General features: G+C 49.8%; 11 protein-coding genes and 1 tRNA gene. 6 read left to right on the top strand and 6 right to left on the bottom strand.

Annotated elements, in window-relative coordinates; all coding sequences use genetic code 11:
• Positions 1-125: 125 nt before the first annotated feature.
• The 4 genes from PPG34_RS11385 (at position 126) to PPG34_RS11370 (ending at position 7,806) form a co-directional block, all read left to right on the top strand.
• Positions 126-1,229, top strand: coding sequence for an efflux RND transporter periplasmic adaptor subunit (locus PPG34_RS11385; RefSeq protein WP_313833430.1), 1,104 nt, complete (start codon positions 126-128; stop codon positions 1,227-1,229).
• Positions 1,226-4,351: an efflux RND transporter permease subunit gene (locus tag PPG34_RS11380; RefSeq protein WP_313833428.1), complete on the top strand. Its 3,126-nt coding sequence runs from the start codon at positions 1,226-1,228 to the stop codon at positions 4,349-4,351. Before PPG34_RS11385 ends, PPG34_RS11380 begins: the two co-directional genes overlap by 4 nt.
• The gene (locus tag PPG34_RS11375) at positions 4,348-5,760 is read left to right on the top strand and encodes an efflux transporter outer membrane subunit (RefSeq protein WP_313833427.1); all 1,413 of its coding nucleotides are present in this window, start codon (positions 4,348-4,350) and stop codon (positions 5,758-5,760) included. The genes PPG34_RS11380 and PPG34_RS11375 overlap by 4 nt, the downstream gene beginning before the upstream one ends.
• Before the next feature lie 234 nt (positions 5,761-5,994).
• Complete coding sequence (locus tag PPG34_RS11370) at positions 5,995-7,806, top strand: SLC13 family permease (RefSeq protein WP_313833426.1); 1,812 nt, start codon at positions 5,995-5,997, stop codon at positions 7,804-7,806.
• A gap of 14 nt (positions 7,807-7,820) precedes the next feature.
• Here the strand turns inward: PPG34_RS11370 and PPG34_RS11365 are convergent, their stop codons facing one another.
• On the bottom strand, positions 7,821-8,633 hold the full coding sequence (locus PPG34_RS11365) for a sulfite exporter TauE/SafE family protein (RefSeq protein ID WP_313833425.1): 813 nt from the start codon (positions 8,631-8,633) through the stop codon (positions 7,821-7,823).
• A 190-nt stretch (positions 8,634-8,823) separates the two neighbouring features.
• Positions 8,824-8,900: transfer RNA gene (locus PPG34_RS11360), tRNA-Met, on the bottom strand.
• A gap of 100 nt (positions 8,901-9,000) precedes the next feature.
• On the opposite strand from PPG34_RS11360, the gene PPG34_RS11355 reads away from it, so the two are divergent.
• Positions 9,001-9,651 (top strand): hypothetical protein, encoded by a 651-nt coding sequence (locus tag PPG34_RS11355; protein ID WP_313833424.1) that lies wholly within the window; start codon positions 9,001-9,003, stop codon positions 9,649-9,651.
• A gap of 525 nt (positions 9,652-10,176) precedes the next feature.
• Entirely contained in the window at positions 10,177-10,689 is a 513-nt protein-coding gene (locus PPG34_RS11350; RefSeq protein WP_313833423.1) for a hypothetical protein, read from the top strand.
• A 343-nt stretch (positions 10,690-11,032) separates the two neighbouring features.
• Here PPG34_RS11350 and PPG34_RS11345 read toward each other — a convergent pair whose 3' ends face one another.
• The 4 genes from PPG34_RS11345 to PPG34_RS11330 all read right to left on the bottom strand — a co-directional run bounded on the left by PPG34_RS11345 (position 11,033) and on the right by PPG34_RS11330 (position 15,978).
• Positions 11,033-12,184, bottom strand: coding sequence for a DUF4340 domain-containing protein (locus PPG34_RS11345; RefSeq protein ID WP_313833422.1), 1,152 nt, complete (start codon positions 12,182-12,184; stop codon positions 11,033-11,035).
• 98 nt (positions 12,185-12,282) lie between these two features.
• A complete protein-coding gene (locus PPG34_RS11340) occupies positions 12,283-14,217 on the bottom strand; it encodes a Gldg family protein (RefSeq protein WP_313833421.1) in 1,935 nt (644 codons plus the stop codon).
• Positions 14,218-14,229: 12 nt separating this feature from the next.
• Positions 14,230-14,964, bottom strand: coding sequence for an ABC transporter permease subunit (locus PPG34_RS11335; RefSeq protein ID WP_313833419.1), 735 nt, complete (start codon positions 14,962-14,964; stop codon positions 14,230-14,232).
• Between the two features lie 66 nt (positions 14,965-15,030).
• On the bottom strand, positions 15,031-15,978 hold the full coding sequence (locus PPG34_RS11330) for an ABC transporter ATP-binding protein (protein WP_420888098.1): 948 nt from the start codon (positions 15,976-15,978) through the stop codon (positions 15,031-15,033).
• Between the last annotated feature and the right edge of the window lie 64 nt (positions 15,979-16,042).

Genomic DNA, 16,042 nt, shown 5'->3' with positions numbered 1-16,042 from the left:
AGTTTTTTGACAAGGTCTCGAATTAAGCCTCCCCTAATGGAGAAAATTGAAAAATTGCATCGTCCATCACCAAACAAAAGGAGAAAATCGTCATTTTAGAAAAACTGATTATCGCCGTGATTCTCATGCTCTCTCTTGTGGGCTGTTTTTCAGAGGAGAGTACGGACGCGGGGCAGGAGGGGAAGCCCACCCCTTTACCGGAATCACAAACGCTCGCGGGTCCGGACCAGGAAACCATTTTAGAGACCGCACATTCTGACATAGTCTCTCCTGCTGTCAAAGTGTTGGTTCAGCCGGTTATCCTGACTTCCAACGATCATGTATTTGAGGGAATGGGTACAGGCCGCGCAAGATTGTCCGTGAAAATATTTCCGGCGGTGGCAGAGGAAGTCACCACGGTGCTCTTCGAGGCACAGGATCGTGTATCTAAAGGGGATGTGCTGGTCTTGTTGGATGACCGGGAAGAAAAACTGGCCGTGCGGCTCGCTGAAATTGAATTGAAAAACGCGCGAAGCCTATTAGGTCGTTACGAACAAGCGGTAAAGGAAGGGGCCGTTCCTGAAAGTGAGGTCGATACGGCGCGGGCCGATTTCGAAGCAGCACAGGTCGCGTTGGATCAAGCCTGGTTGGACTTGGAAAAACGAAGGATAAAAGCCCCTTTTGATGGTGTCGTTGGTCTGCCAAAAATAGATCCTGGAGATCGTGTGGATACCAATACTCCGATCACAGACTTAGATGATCGGGAAATCTTGCATGTAGATTTTGAAGTGCCCGAGGCCCTGGCTGGAGCTTTGAGAAAGGCACAGGCGGACCAACAAAACATCACGGCAACCACGCCAGCGTATCTTGATCACACTTTCTCCGGACATATTTCGGCTCTGGAAAGTCGTGTAAATGAAACGCGACGGACCGTGTTGGCCCGAGTCAATCTTCAGAACAAAGCGGATCTTCTACGTCCCGGCATGTCATTTACAACCCGATGGGAAATACCAGGAGGGCAGTATCCCACCGTCCCCGAGATTTCCTTGCAATGGGGTCGTGAGGGTTCCTTTGTTTGGATTGTTCGGGACAACAAAGCTGAAAAGATTCCCGTTCAGGTGATTGCACGAAAGTCTGGCAGTGTTCTTGTGAAAGGTGAACTTGCGAAAGGAGAACCTGTGGTCGTGGAAGGGTTGCAGCGATTGCGTCTTGGGATCAACGTGGAAGTCCTGGGAGCTTCCGATTCATGAAGAATCTTGGCAATGACCTCGTCGCGTTGAGTGTACGACGGCCTGTGCTTATTGCTGTTGTCAATCTGTTGATCATGTTGACTGGACTGGGAAGTCTCATGGGAGTCGATGTGCGCGAACTGCCGGATGTCGATCGCCCCGTGATCAGTGTCCGTTCGATTTACGAAGGCGCATCGCCAGAAACCATGGACACCGAAGTCACGAGTATTCTCGAAGGAGCAGTCGCTCGTGTGTCTGGTGTCAAAAATATTGAAGCCTCCAGCGAAGAGAATAACATGCGTCTGCGCGCGGAATTTGAACCGGAAGTGGACCTGAATGATGCGGCCAGCGAGGTACGCGAGGCGGTCAGCCGGATTGAGCGAGAATTGCCAGATGATATTGATCAACTCGTAGTCTTGAAGGCAGATGACGATGCCAATGCCATTGTCCAGCTGTCCGCATACAGCGACACCCTCTCAAAGCAAACCCTGGCCCAACGGATCGAGAAAGATGTGACACCTGAGCTACTTTCGATTCCCGGAGTAGCTGATGTACGTTTGAATGGGGACCAGCCGCGCGTCCTGCGCGTCCTGTTAGATCCGGCCCGCATGGCCGGTTTCCGCCTTTCGGCTACGGACGTGGTGGAAATTCTCACCAATGCACGCTTCGATGTACCGGCAGGTAGTTACGAATCCGAAGATCAGGAACTGATCGTTCGCGCCTATGCCTCTGTCGTCAAGCCGGAGGAGGTGAAACGATTACATATCCGCGATAACATCCGGATCGAGGATATTGGGGATGTATTTTATGATTCAAAAGAAGCTGAATCCTATTCCCTGCTGAACGGCCGTATGGTGATTGGTCTCGGGGTAGTCCGGCAAGCTGGTTCCAACACAATAGAAATTTCCGATGAAGTAGCAAAGCGAATTGAGCGGATAAACGCGCGCGCGCGCGACTTTTCCCTCGTAGTCACATCTGATGATGGGGTGTATATCCGAGGCGCCTTGCAAGAGGTTCTCTTTACCCTCGTCTTCGCCACTCTGATCGTATTGATCGTCATCGCCGTGTTCCTGGGACAATGGCAAGCCGTCCTTATACCTGCCGTCACCATGCCGATCGCGTTAGTCGGCACGCTAGCCGCCATCTGGTTGTTCGGCTTTTCCATCAACCTGTTAACACTCCTAGCACTTGTCCTTGCCACTGGTTTAATCGTGGATGACGCGATTGTCGTGCTAGAAAACATTCAGCGCCTCCGTTCCCAAGGATCTGAAAATCTGGCCGCGGCAGTGCTGGGAACGCGTCAGGTGTTTTTCGCGGTGATTGCCACTACGATCACCCTGGTCTCGGTGTTTTTGCCTATTGCGTTTCTGCCCGGACAAACCGGACGGCTATTTCGGGAATTCGGCTTGGTTCTCGCGATCGCAGTAATCATCAGTTCGTTTGTGGCTGTAACTTTGTGTCCCATGATGGCTTCCCGACTGCCTCAGGCCTCAAATAAAAATTCGACAATCATGTTCTTCAGAAACCGTTTGAATGCCATCGGCCAGCACCTGAGCAGTTTCTATTATCACTCTCTTGATGCTCTGTTGTCCCATTCCTATCTGGCCATTCCCATCACCCTTCTTATCGCCGGAGGCGGCGTGGTCGGTTTTTCTTTATTGAATCAGGAACTCCTGCCTCAAGAGGACCGAGGCTCTTTACAAGTCATCTTGACCGGTCCGGACGGAGCGTCATTGGTCTATTCCGGACGCCAATCCCGAAAAGTGGAAGCCGTGTTGCAACCCTACCAGAGGAGTGGCGTCATAACTGATATTTATACAATTGTCGGGCGTTGGGATAAAAATAGAACCTATACGAAGGCGACACTAGCACCTTGGGATGAGCGGGAAATCAGTCAAATGGCGCTGGCCAAGGAAGTCTCTCGAGCGCTCACGGATATGCCGGGTGCACAGGTCCGGATTCGTCGTGAAAATAGTCTCAACGTGCGCGGCGCTGGATCGGGATTAGAGATCGCATTGGTGGGGAATAATTACGACGAGCTTTCTGCCGCAGCCGACCTCATGTCCGAGGGGTTATTGAATCAGGTGCCAGAAATCGAGGATGTACGCATTCAATTCGACACATCCCAGCCGGAGCTTTCCTTTAATATCGACCGTGAAAAAGCCCGCGACCTAAACGTGCCGATGGACCGCATTTCCCAGATGCTCCGTGTGATGGTGGATAAGTATGAGCTGATCGATCTCAGCATTGAAGACCAGGCGGTCCCGATTATGGTGAGCTCGTCCCAAGGCACGATCAATGATCCCGGCGATCTGTTGAATATTTTCGTGACCAATGAGAACAATGACCTTGTCCCTCTGAGCGCCATGATCAGCGTGAAGGAAGCAGGCGTGGCTGCGGAGTTGGACCGCCACGCCCAACGCCGGGCTATCGAACTAGACCTCGCGGTTCCACCGGGAACGGCACTCGGGCAGGTTCTGGACAAAGTGAGGACTGTCGCGGATGAGGTGCTACCTTCGAACGTCAACATTCTGTTTCTAGGCGAAGCCGCAACTCTGGAGGAAACGAATTATGACGTGGCTGTCACGTTTGTCATTGCGTTGGCAGTTGTGCTCCTGGTTCTCGCCGCCCAGTTTGAAAGTCTGGGCAGCGCTCTCATTGTCATCTTCACCGTACCGTTCGGTCTGGCCGCCGCGGTCTTTGCGCTTCTGGGTACGGGACAATCCATCAACCTCTACAGCCAGATCGGGCTCGTGATGTTGGTGGGATTGATGACGAAAAACGCCATCCTCCTCGTCGAGTTCATGGATCAGATGCGAGACCAGGGTATGAATGTGCACGACGCCATTATGGAAGGAGTTCGGGTGCGACTGCGCCCAGTAACCATGACCGTTTTGTCCACCGTATTCGGAAGTCTCCCGCTTATCCTCAGCACCGGACCAGGTACAGAGGCTCGCGAAGCGATCGGTTGGGTTGTCTTCGGAGGGCTTGGGCTCTCGTCCTTATTCACACTGTATTTGGTTCCCGTGGGGTACTACTGGATCGCTCCACACATTAAACCTAGGGCCCATGCCGGGCAAGAGTTGGAAGCCCAGTTGCAACGGACGGAAACCAAGGGAGTAGTCGTCGAGGAATCTTCATGATGGTTACGTGGGTCTCGATGGTTTTGATCAACCTGTTTCTGCTCGGAGCCTGTACGGTGGGACCCGACTATCAGGCCCCGGTAATCGACACACCGGAAGCGTTTGTGTCCCAAGATGTGTTGAATTCTCTGAATAAAGGTAAGCGAGACAGTGCACTTGCCGAAGATTGGTGGACAGAATTCTCAGATCCGATTCTCAATCAACTCGTGCGGACCGGGCTCCAACATAATTACCAGGTGGCTGCAGCCCTGGCGCGGCTTAAGGAGGCGGACGCTCGTATTGTTCTCGCCGACGCGGGAGATAACCTCAGGATAGGGGCCGTATTGGACAACAATCTGGAAGAAGAACGCTCCCTAAACAGCAGCGGGAATACCACAGGCAGTGTATTCGGCGCCCTGGGTGCCGTATTGCCACTCGATGTGTTCGGACGGTTTAGGCGAGGCGTCGAAGCTGCCGAGGCAGGGGCAAGAGGGGCACAGGCGGACCTGCGAGGTATCGTCCTTAGTACCAGTTCCGAGATTACCCGCGAATACTTGCGCCTGCGTGGGAATCAGCGCCAGCTGAATCTGTTGAAAGAATCCGTAGAGTTGCAGGCCAAAACGCTTTCCATTGTTCGGAGTCGCTACAAAGCTGGTCTGTCACCGGAACTGGACTTACGTCGAGCCGAAACCTCCGTGGAAAATTTACGCGCTGGCATTCCTCCGCTGAAGCAGGCCCTCCTTAATTCTCGTAACCGCCTGGCCAGCCTGACTGGTCGGTACCCTGGCGTGTATGAAGCATTGCTGCAGGAGCACCAAGAGATCCCGGTCTATGAGGGAAAAATTCCCGAATTGGTGCCGGTCGAAGTCCTCGCCATTCGTCCGGATATCCGGAGAAGTGAAGAGGCACTGAAGCAAGCCGTGGCACGCATCGGCGTGGCCGAAGCCGATTATTATCCTACCTTTCAATTGATTGGGCAGATTGGCATCGGGGCCACGGGTGTCGTCGGTTCACCAACCATGGATATCCTGATCGCGTCACTTGGCACATTGATCAACCAAATTGTAACTGCCGGTGGTGCGCGTGGAGCGAATGTTGCGATCGCAACAGCGCAGGCAGAGGAAGCCTTGGCCAATTATCAACAAATCCTCCGCGAAGCCAGCGAAGAAGTTGAAGCCTCACTGGCTGCCATCAACGCCTCGCGCGCACGGCAACAGTCTTTGCAAAAAGCGGTCAATGCCAGCGAAGTCAGTTTTTACCAAGCTGAAACATTGTACAAGCAGGGGTTGATCAGCTTTATCGACGTAGTCGATGCTCAGCGCGTGCTTGCCAACGGCGAACAACAACTAGCCGCTGAACGGACCAATTACGCCACGCAGATCGCCATTCTATTCCGTGTCTTGGGAACGAAAATTAAAATGGAAGCTTAGGATTTTGTGTAATTTGAACATTTTATATGATCTAAAAATTTCAAAACCAATCACTACCGAAAAATTGCGCGATGTCACAGGCGTTAGTTGACCAAGCTAGTGATGGTAAAACTCCCTCCCAAAACCATTCCCGAGCAGTTGCTGATGGGGAACAGAAATCTTACACTTTGCTTAGCTTTAGCTGTTCTTTTAAAAGACCCTTGATTCAAGAGCGAGAGGAGACCACACCCCTACATGACGTTTGATCAACTCCTGTTGTTAGGACTGTTGGGGGGAGCGTTGGCACTCTTCATTTGGGAACGATGGCGCTATGACATTGTCGCCATGGGGGTTCTACTGGTGGGAACCACGATCGGTGTCATTTCCCCCAGTGAGGCCTTTACGGGATTCGGACATCCTGCCACCATTACCGTTGCCGCGATATTAGTCATCAGCCAGGCCTTGAGTAACACTGGTGCCATTGATTTTGTCGCCAAATATGTTCGGATGGCACTCTACTCTCCCTCCCTCCACATCGCTGTACTAGCTGGACTGGGTGCTCTCCTTTCAACTGTGATGAATAATGTTGGAGCCCTGGCTCTTCTGATGCCAGTGGCCATTCAAACGTCGATGGAAGCCAAGCGCTCCCCGGCCATCGTGCTGATGCCACTAGCGTTCGGTACGATTTTAGGTGGCATGGTCACTCTGATTGGCACACCTACCAATATTATTGTTTCGGCCTATCGTGGGGATGTATCCGGAACTCCGTTTAGCATGTTTCATTTCACCCCCGTGGGAGTTACCGTGGCAATCATAGGACTGGTATTTGTCACCTTTATCGGATGGCATCTGATCCCATCCGCAAGAAGAAAACAGAGCCCGCCCCAGGAATTATTCCATATCGGGGACTATGTCACGGAAGTTCGAGTCCCTCAAGATTCTACTGCCATCGGGAAAACGTTTGCGGAGCTGGAACAGGAAACAGAAGAGACGGATACCCTTATTGTGGGACTTATCCGGCGAGATCAACCGGTTCGAAATGTGAGAGGAAACGAACCGATTCAAGAAGGAGATATTTTAATTCTGGAAACCGATCCTCCTGGCCTTAAAAAACTTATGGAAACATTAAAGTTGGAGTTCGCGGGCACGCAACCCAAGGAGGACGCCTCTGAAAACCCTGATACCACAAGAATCATCCCAAGTGATGAAGTGCTCATGGAAGCAGTGATTCTACCCAATCGTTCCTGGTTAATCGGACGCATGGCCCATACGCTGAGATTACGGTCGAGGTATGGCATTACTTTATTGGCCGTCTCACGACAAGGGAAACCCCATCGGGGGAGATTAAAGTCATTTCGTTTTCAAACAGGTGACGTGTTGTTGCTCCAAGGTGAAAAAGAGCAGGTGGTTGAAGTAATTTCCACATTAGGGTGTCTTCCCCTTGCCGAACGCGGGTTGCGAATCGGGGGAAAGACCGGGGCTTGGTTGGCTGTCGGAATTTACTCCCTTGCAATCATTAGTGGATCATTGGGTATTTTGTCTCTTCCCATTGCACTGCTCTTAGCGGCAGTCATCATGGTTATGCGAAATATGGTTCCTCCCCGGGAGGTTTATGATTCCGTCGATTGGCCGGTAGTCGTGTTGATTGCAGCAATGATTCCCATAGGAAACGCCTTGGAGACCAGTGGCTTAACACAAATGTTCGCTGAATCTATCGTGAACGGGTCAGCAGGACTTCCTCCCGCAGCCATTCTCGCCATCTTGATGATTCTGACGATGATCCTTTCGGACTTCATGAATAATGCCGCGACCGCCGTGGTCATGGCACCACTAGGATGGGCTGTGGCTCAACATTTAGGGATGAACCCCGATCCCTTTCTCATGGCTGTGGCCATCGGAGCTTCCTGTGCGTTTCTCACTCCGATCGGTCACCAAAATAATATGCTGGTCATGGGGCCAGGGGGATATCGGTTTGGAGATTATTGGCGAATGGGGCTCCCGCTAGAAATCCTTATTGTGCTAGTCTCGGTTCCCACCCTGATCTGGATCTGGCCATTGAGCCCATAGTCATCAACTGGTGGTTAGTTGAATGAGGACTCCATCGTCACCATCCGCCATGCATTATCGAGCATGACCAAGAGTCCGATGAAACCCACAAGGATGGCAAAAGTCTGTCTCAATGTCTGTTCGACCATCATCCTTGCAATTTGAGCACCCACCATCATCCCGGCCAAACTCCCTAGAATCACGAAACCCGTGAGTGAAATATCAAGATGATCGATATCTAAATGACCGACAACGCCCCCCACAGAAGTGAGGGCAATAATCAAGAACGACGTACCCACCGCCATGCGTATAGGAAACCGAAGGACAAACATTAGCGCAGGCACCATAATAAAGCCTCCCCCAATACCGAAAAACCCGGAAATCAACCCAACACCAAAGCCAATGGTGATTGCCTCCAGAAAAAACCTTAAAGAAAATTGTATGTGTGGGACTCCGTCACTTTCACCGTTTTCCCCATGAGGTAGATGATTCGCAAAAAGGGTCCAAAGGGAAATAGAGACTAAGAGCACTCCAAGTAAAAATAGAATCAGTTCGTGCGGGAACACCCGATGACCTTGTGCGCCCACCCAGGCCCCAAACGTTCCGGTACTGCTAAAGATGAGGGCAACCCATCCTTTCACCAGCCCCTGACGACTGGCCTGCCATGCCCCGAACAACGCCGAATACCCGACCACCAACAGAGACATGGCAGTGGCATGTTGAACCGGAATCGCAACCAGATAGACTAAGAGGGGAAGAGCAATAAGCGAGCCTCCTCCCCCAGTCGCCCCCAGGAGTAAACCGACCAACCCCCCGGAAAAAATAGCCAAGATTGTTTGAGAAATCACAAAGAAGATACTCTAGTGAGAGAGGCTTCGGCCAAGTCGGAAATCCTACATGGTTACGGCAAGTCAAAGTATTGCACGAGATTCAAAATTCAAACAATACCTTAACCACGGGACCGGTCTTTCATGGTTTCATAAACAAACAGGCCCTGTCGACTAGTCGACAGGGCCTGTACATTGTGGGATTTCTTCTTGGTTGCGGGGGAGGGATTTGAACCCCCGACCTTTGGGTTATGAGCCCAACGAGCTACCAGACTGCTCCACCCCGCAGAGGGATAGTAGCTAAGCGTTATAAGTTAAGTCAAATCACCGTCTAAGTGAAATTACGCCTTCCCAGCATTGGGTTCTGTTGTGTTATGTTGCAGACGATATGATCCTGGCTAGTGTCTTTGGCAGCATACTTTTTTTATTACTTGTAATTGGAGATTGGTATCAATTCACCAGTCTTCGACCTCTTGCCGCCCTTTATGGCTTTGGTATTGCTCGACGAACAGATCCCCTCGACGACTTCACTGCGGAAACGGTGATACAACGTTTTGGCAAACAAGCCACTATTGAATTGCCACACGGAATCGCACGTTGGTTTGAGGACCAGAAGGTGATTACCCTTCGTCCCTATTACCAGTTGTTTACATTGCGATTTCGTACGGCCTGGCCGCTGAAGGGGACAATTGAACTCCATTCCACTGAGACCGGTGTGGAGTTACGATTAACCAAACGGATGCCATGGTCTTCGAGCATTATTACCATGGCGTGGCTAGCTCTGGTCATTATTGGCACCGCGGCGTTTCTGATTATGTTTGGGATTGATGGGGGATTTGGGACAGCCGGTGGGTTGTTGATGGCGTTGGGGGTGGCGGGGTTAGGGGTGCTGGTCTTGCTGTTTGGTTTAATTATGATTTCCCTGGCCTATCGGCTCGAAGATTCGCGATTGATGCAGGTGTATCAGGAATTGCAGGATGTCCTACTTAAAAAAAGTAAGAAATCTTCTGAACCTTCAAAAGAAATCACTCCGGCTTAAAAACTCTTCCCCTTCTACTTAGATTTATTTATATGCGGGGTTTCGCCCCCGCACGGCGAGACCCTTTTGTTTCGGCAAAAGTGACCAAAACCATTTTTGCCCGTGCGCGGCCCTCCGGGTGCCTGGTCCACCACCCCGAATCAAGATGGCTCAGAAACTCGCTCTGAGGTACAAAGCCACCTCCCCGCTCAAACAGTCTTCGCCAAAAAGTCCGATTCGGGGCGCCGGCCCAGCCGCGCCCAACGCGTTGAAATACAGACCTCAAAGAAAGTAATCCGAGTTTCGCCTTAAATTCAGTTTTGCGTGAAAATGTAACAGTTCCCTAAGGAAACGGTGTTATGCCGCCCCTCATAAAGTGGCCATGAAAACTGGGTGGACGGGAGGTAGTCGTTGAGTATTAAAAGAGTTCACAAATCCTCGATGAGGATTCCCGATGCATGTTATAGTGACAGGAACTCAAAGATCCGCATCTTATTTGGATCCTTCTAATCATTGTTAGTTACCACGAAAAATTAGGAAATAGTTTTGGATGAGTTAAGTCTAATTATAGGAGTTATAGTTGGAGCCCTTACGATATTCGTTTATCTGAAAGGCTTTCTCGGTTGGATCGCTGAAAAAGCAAGAAATATTTTTAAACCTTCTGATGCCATTCATAATATTCCTAGAAAAACTCTTGTTCTCTTACCGAAGTCCAACCCAAATACAACATGGTGGCACATGGGTGCCTCTGGTGGTGAGCCAGCTATGCAAATTGTAGGACATTTTACAGTAACTAATATATCAAAATTTAATGTGCTTCCTACTCTTGTAAAAATGAAAAAACCAAAAATTCTTGGACATGTCATGTGTAGAAAAATGAATGAGAATATCTATGGTAGCTTCATGATCCCTGGGGGTGGAACCACAGATCTAAGTTACGATTTCTGGATTTTTCCACCTGTACAAGAAAAAAATGAACCCTTTAAAGCCGACATTGCCATTGTTGATCAATTTGGTAATGAACACTGGATAAAGGGTGTTGATTTTCCATATCACTAAATTTCAACTTAACCAAGAGCTTCCCCTTCCTATTACAGTTTAAAAAGTAGCTTTTTAAAATGTCTTCCCGCCTTGGGCGCGGCGGAGGCTCCTTACCGAATCCTACCTCTCTGGCGAAGACTGATTGAGCGGAGCGAGTTTCTGAGCCATCTTGATTCGGTAAGGAGGCGGAGGAACCCCGGAGAACCTGCTCTTAGCAGGATCGGAGGGGCCGCGCACGGGCAAAAATGGTTTTGGGCACTTTTGCCGAAACAAAAGTGCCTCGTCGTGCCGGGGCGAAACCCGGCTTTATAAAACTTCAAAACAATTCTGTATTTGAAGGTCTGGGGAGGGTAGGGAACGGCTAAGACTTCTTAATCAAATCTTCAGGCTTTTTGAGGATCGTATCTGCGCGGAATTTGGGGATGACATAGACCCAATCGGCAACTTTTTTATTTATAGTTTCGATTTCGGTTTTGACGTCGCCTTCTGGTTTGATTTTCGGTGGTTTTGGTTTTTCGGCTTCTCTCTTTTCGATCTCGCTGGCCTTGGCATTCTCCTCGTTTTCTGGTTTTTCTGATTGTGACTCTTCTTCAGGTTTAGGTTTCCAGATGAGATCAGCATTGAACACTGCTGAGACCTTCACGTAATCCTTTTCGTCTTTGCGAAAGAGCTTCACGTTTCCTTCGAGGCCATCGAAGGTTTGAAAGAGGGCCGTGACCACCGCTTTCTCATCAAAAGAAACTTCACTGGCAGGCTTGACGTCTTCTAGCCCCAAAGACGTCACCGTTGCGACAATATTGTTCACGGCGAATTGCGATTGAACTTCTTTTCCCTTGGGAAGATTCACAACGGTAAAATCCTGATCGTCGGGACGTTCCTTTTTCAGGACTAATTTTGTGTTATCCTGATGTTTGATAGTCACTTGTCGTACTCGCTTGGGTTCTACTTCCAGAAAATCCTTGTCCAACCATTCGCTTGGAACCTTTTCGACTGAGAATTTCCCAATGGCCAACCACGTTTGAGGATCTCCTGGTTTGCGCACATAGACTTCATCTTGACCGAGACTGCCTTTGGAGGGTTCCTGCTTACCGACAATGGCCTCCGCCATAATAGCTCCAGCTGCATCCTTGAGCGTGAGGCCGGTGGAAAACGATCCTTCAGCCTCAACATCTTCCAATCCGAGTTTATCGTATAATTCTGGCTTCTTGGTTTTGGCCTCAAGAATTTTTAATTCTCCCAAGCCAACAACGGCTTCGCGAAGTTTTTCCATGTTGGCTGGGTAGTCATGTTTCTCTTTGACGATCCACGATTCCCCAGTTCGGGCAATGGTGATGGTCTCAGCCTGGGTTTTCACCGACAGTTCGGACACCTCGTTGATTTTTTCCATGAGTCCAGGGAAAAGATACTGGCCTGCTTTTGATTGTCCGGATGTGTCCGGTTGCGACAGGAGGAGCGCGACTCCAATGAGCACAATCGCAAGACCCCCGAGGATAGTTAAGGATTTGGTCGTCATATTCTTTTAATTATCGAAGCTGGCAGGATTTTAGGTAGCCACCATAAAGCAGCACCAAATTTTAATTTCTTGCTTTGTTAGAATTTAGGGGAAAAATTTTACACTTTGGTTTTCCCTCGTCGGCGTACTTTGTACGCACTGAACACGACTCCCCCGACGATAATAATCATAGGCATGAGCCCTATGTTGAGAAATTTTACGATCCCTTCCAGTGTTTCGATGTTTTTTTGTAATTCATGTTGAACGCCACGAAGTTCTTTCCGGGTCGAAACCAATTGTTGCCGAAACCCGTCAAGCGCAGCCTGCTGCTCGCCACTCAGAATAATGGTCGTTTGATCTTCCTTTTTCTTTTGTAACTCTTGGATTTTTCGCTCAGTGTCTTTTAAGCGTTGTTGCAGCGCTTGCTCTTTTTGACGGTACTGCATTTCCGCTTCTTGCTGAATGGCCCTGACCAAAGTAAAGGGACGAGAAAAACTTCCTCGACTTCTCACGGTAATTAAATCACTACTTCCGGTCAGGTTATCTAAGGCATTGGTCACAAAACTATTGTTCGCCGACGTGGGAATCCCAATCCGCTGCCCAAGGAAATTTTGCACCTGCACCCAAAACCTGTCTTGCAGCATATCCGTGTCCGCTACCACGATGACATTGATGGGGTCCGCTGATTCTGAAAGATGCGGCTGGTCTGTTGCCGCTGGGTCTTCGCTATCGATTTCCTCATCTTTATTGTCAGTTTCTTTGGCTTTAGGCCTGCCTTCCGGAAATGCCGTTTTGACCTTCCCCGTGAGACGCGCGGCCATGGTTAGTTTTTTTCCTTCAGGACGATACGTCTGCAAAAGACCTTCGACGTCAGGCATGAACATCAAGCGAGAGGAATCGATTTGCATGGCCTGGTCATCCGTCTCGACCAAGGGGATAAAATTAATCTCGCTGCCTTCCTTCTTCTGCAGGATGCCTGCCGATGCAAAGGTTAAGTTCGGAAGTTTGGCAGTGACCACATCCTCGGCATTCAAATGTTTTGGAGTCAGATCAATCCACAGAGGGTAGTCCGCTACAAATGTGCGAGACTCTTTCTGAAAGTTCACTTTTTTGGCCAGTGGCAAATCACCCACCACCTTGCCTTTGACCAGTTCAATGCCCCACGCCTCAAACACTTTTCCTAAATCCGAATTGCGCGGGCCTTGCATCCCCATGGGATTTCGTGGGTTGGGGGGAACACGATCGGCTTCACTGTGCGGATCGACAAACACCAGGGCCCGTCCACCCCGCAGGACAAACTGATCGATGGCATAGAGGGTGGGATCACTTAATCGTTTGGGATGCACGACCATGAGAATTTCAATATCCTCAGGGATATTCTTCACCTCCTTGTCCAACGACTTCACCTGCATGATTTCCCTGATGGTATCCAAAATCATCCATGGGGCACTTCCCCCTTGCCCCGGCATCATTCCCATGGGAGGACGACCGCCCTCAATCGGCAAGGTGCTAAGAAGCCCAACGACTTTCGGTTTAGGGTTAGACAACTGATAAACCAACTTGGTGAGATCGTATTCCAAAAATTCTTCACGGTCCGGTTGGAAAAAGGGAATGAGCTCTTGATCATCGGTGGAACTTGTGCCAATCAACCCAAAATAGAATTGGACATTGCCATTATTCAGCGGCACCCCTTGAAGACCATAACCCACGGCACGATCTTCTTCTTCAGAAAAAGGTTCAGGGTCGATGATATGAAGATTCAGATTCCCGCCAGCAGCCGCTTCATACTCTTGCAAAAGTTCCATCACGCGGTTGGCATAGCTATTGATGCCTGGTAATCCCGTAGCGAGTTTCTTCGACAGGTAAAATCTTAGGGTGATAGGTTCCTCGAGGCTTTGTAAAATATTTTTTGTGCCTTCGGACAGTGTATAGAGTTTCTGGTCGGTGAGATCAAACCGGACCGAACGAAGCGCGACATTGCTCAACACATTCACGGCAAAAAACAACACCACCGCAATGAGTAATCCGCTTCCTGTTAAAAGTCGTGCATTCATAGGATTAAATTTTTACTCTGCTTTTTTCCATTCCAAAATAAGGGCCGTCGCAAACAGCCAAAACCCAATAAGTGAGAGGAAATACACAATATCTCGAAAATCAATGACTCCTCGACTGATATCATTGAAATGGGTAAGAAAACTAAATGAGCTAATGAGTTCAAGGAAAATTTGAGGTGTCCATCCACTGAAGAAATCCAGCACCAAAGGGAAGCCACTCAGGACAAACCCCAAACCGACCACGACGCTCACCACAAATGCGATGACTTGATTTTTCGTAATGGCGGAGACACAGGAGCCAATGGCCATGAATCCACCCGCCATGAGAAAGCTTCCGATATACCCGGCCAAGATCACCCCGTTATCTGGTTCACCTAATAAATTCACTGTGACCCACATAGGGAAGGTCAAGGCCAAGGCGATTCCGGTAAAACACCAGGCTGCCAAGAATTTCCCAACCACGGCTTCCCATAAAGTCACCGGAAGCGTAAATAACAGCTCAATCGTCCCTCCACGCCGCTCTTCCGCCCAGAGGCGCATGGCCAATGCCGGGATCAACACCAAATACAACCACGGGTGAAAATTGAAAAAGGGAAGGAGGTCGGCTTGGCCTCGGGTGAAAAAGTTCCCCAAATAAAAGGTAAAGGTCCCAGCCAACATCAAAAAGATGACGATGAACACCGCCGCAATCGGCGTGGCAAAGTATCCAGCTAATTCACGTTTAAAGATAACGCCGATTCTTCCCATAGGTATTCTTTTATCTAACCCCCTGAAATTCGGATTTTGATATTCGAGTTTCGAATTTATGTATCTCTATGTTAATGCTTGTGCCGGCATGGTCAGTGAACGAAAGACATCATCCAATTGCCCACGGTCAACCGAAACCTCGGCCACGGACCAATGATGGTTCTTTGCACATTCGCTAATGGCATTGAGAATAGGTTGCCCGCCTTCTGGCAACACACAAAACCCCTGGGCAACCTCCCCTTCTTTGAGTTCTTCGACACCTTTCACGCCTGAGACCCCACGTAACACATCTACCGCTCCATCGGGAAGTGCACCTTGAAACCGAAGAATGACAGCATTGTGGTATCGAGACCGCGCTTCAAGGTCAGCTGGCGTACCATCGGTAATGACCTTTCCCTTGGCGATAATTATCGCCCGAGTACACACCGCGTGCACCTCTTCCAAAATATGGGTAGAAAGAATAATGGCCTTTTCCCGGGCCATTTCTTTAATCAGCTCGCGCACTTCATGTTTTTGATTGGGATCGAGACCATCGGTCGGTTCGTCTAAAATTAATACCGATGGATCATGGAGAATGGCCTGGGCCAAACCCACACGGCGTTTAAACCCTTTGGACAAGGTCTCAATAGGTTGCCCAATCACGCCTTCGAGATTGACCTTTTTGATGGTATCCGAGACACGTCGCTTGAGATCTTCCCCCTTAAACCCTCGCATCTCTCCGATGAACAGGAGAAACGTCCACGGCGTCATATCGCTGTAGGCCGGGGCGCCTTCCGGGAGATAGCCTAAACTTTTCTTCGCATCGAGGGGTTGCGCCTGGATATCGAATCCATTGACCTTGACCGTGCCGCTGGTTGGCGTCAGAAAACCAGTGATCATTTTCATGGTCGTGGATTTTCCCGCGCCATTCGGTCCAAGAAACCCCAAGACCTCGCCCTGGCCCACAGTAAACGTGACCTGATCGACGGCCACGATGGAACCAAAGGTTTTTCGAAGCTGCTGTATTTCAACAATCGAGCCCACAGGTTTTCCTATTCAATTTCTAGCTAAAACGGAAAAAGGCAAAATTTCGCCCCTT

This window comes from Candidatus Nitronereus thalassa, assembly GCF_032191465.1.
Taxonomy (GTDB): domain Bacteria; phylum Nitrospirota; class Nitrospiria; order Nitrospirales; family UBA8639; genus Nitronereus; species Nitronereus thalassa.
Note: the sequence above shows the minus strand (reverse complement) of the source record. Positions and strands in the feature narration are given on the sequence as shown.

What these genes read in the sequence shown, in the direction of transcription:
- PPG34_RS11385 (WP_313833430.1), top strand. Translation starts at nt 126, where the DNA reads ATGCTCTCTCTTGTGGGCTGTTTTTCAGAGGAGAGTACGGACGCGGGG.
- PPG34_RS11380 (WP_313833428.1), top strand. Translation starts at nt 1,226, where the DNA reads ATGAAGAATCTTGGCAATGACCTCGTCGCGTTGAGTGTACGACGGCCT.
- PPG34_RS11340 (WP_313833421.1), bottom strand. Translation starts at nt 14,217, where the DNA reads ATGAATGCACGACTTTTAACAGGAAGCGGATTACTCATTGCGGTGGTG.
- PPG34_RS11345 (WP_313833422.1), bottom strand. Translation starts at nt 12,184, where the DNA reads ATGACGACCAAATCCTTAACTATCCTCGGGGGTCTTGCGATTGTGCTC.
- PPG34_RS11355 (WP_313833424.1), top strand. Translation starts at nt 9,001, where the DNA reads ATGATCCTGGCTAGTGTCTTTGGCAGCATACTTTTTTTATTACTTGTA.
- PPG34_RS11375 (WP_313833427.1), top strand. Translation starts at nt 4,348, where the DNA reads ATGATGGTTACGTGGGTCTCGATGGTTTTGATCAACCTGTTTCTGCTC.
- PPG34_RS11335 (WP_313833419.1), bottom strand. Translation starts at nt 14,964, where the DNA reads ATGGGAAGAATCGGCGTTATCTTTAAACGTGAATTAGCTGGATACTTT.
- PPG34_RS11370 (WP_313833426.1), top strand. Translation starts at nt 5,995, where the DNA reads ATGACGTTTGATCAACTCCTGTTGTTAGGACTGTTGGGGGGAGCGTTG.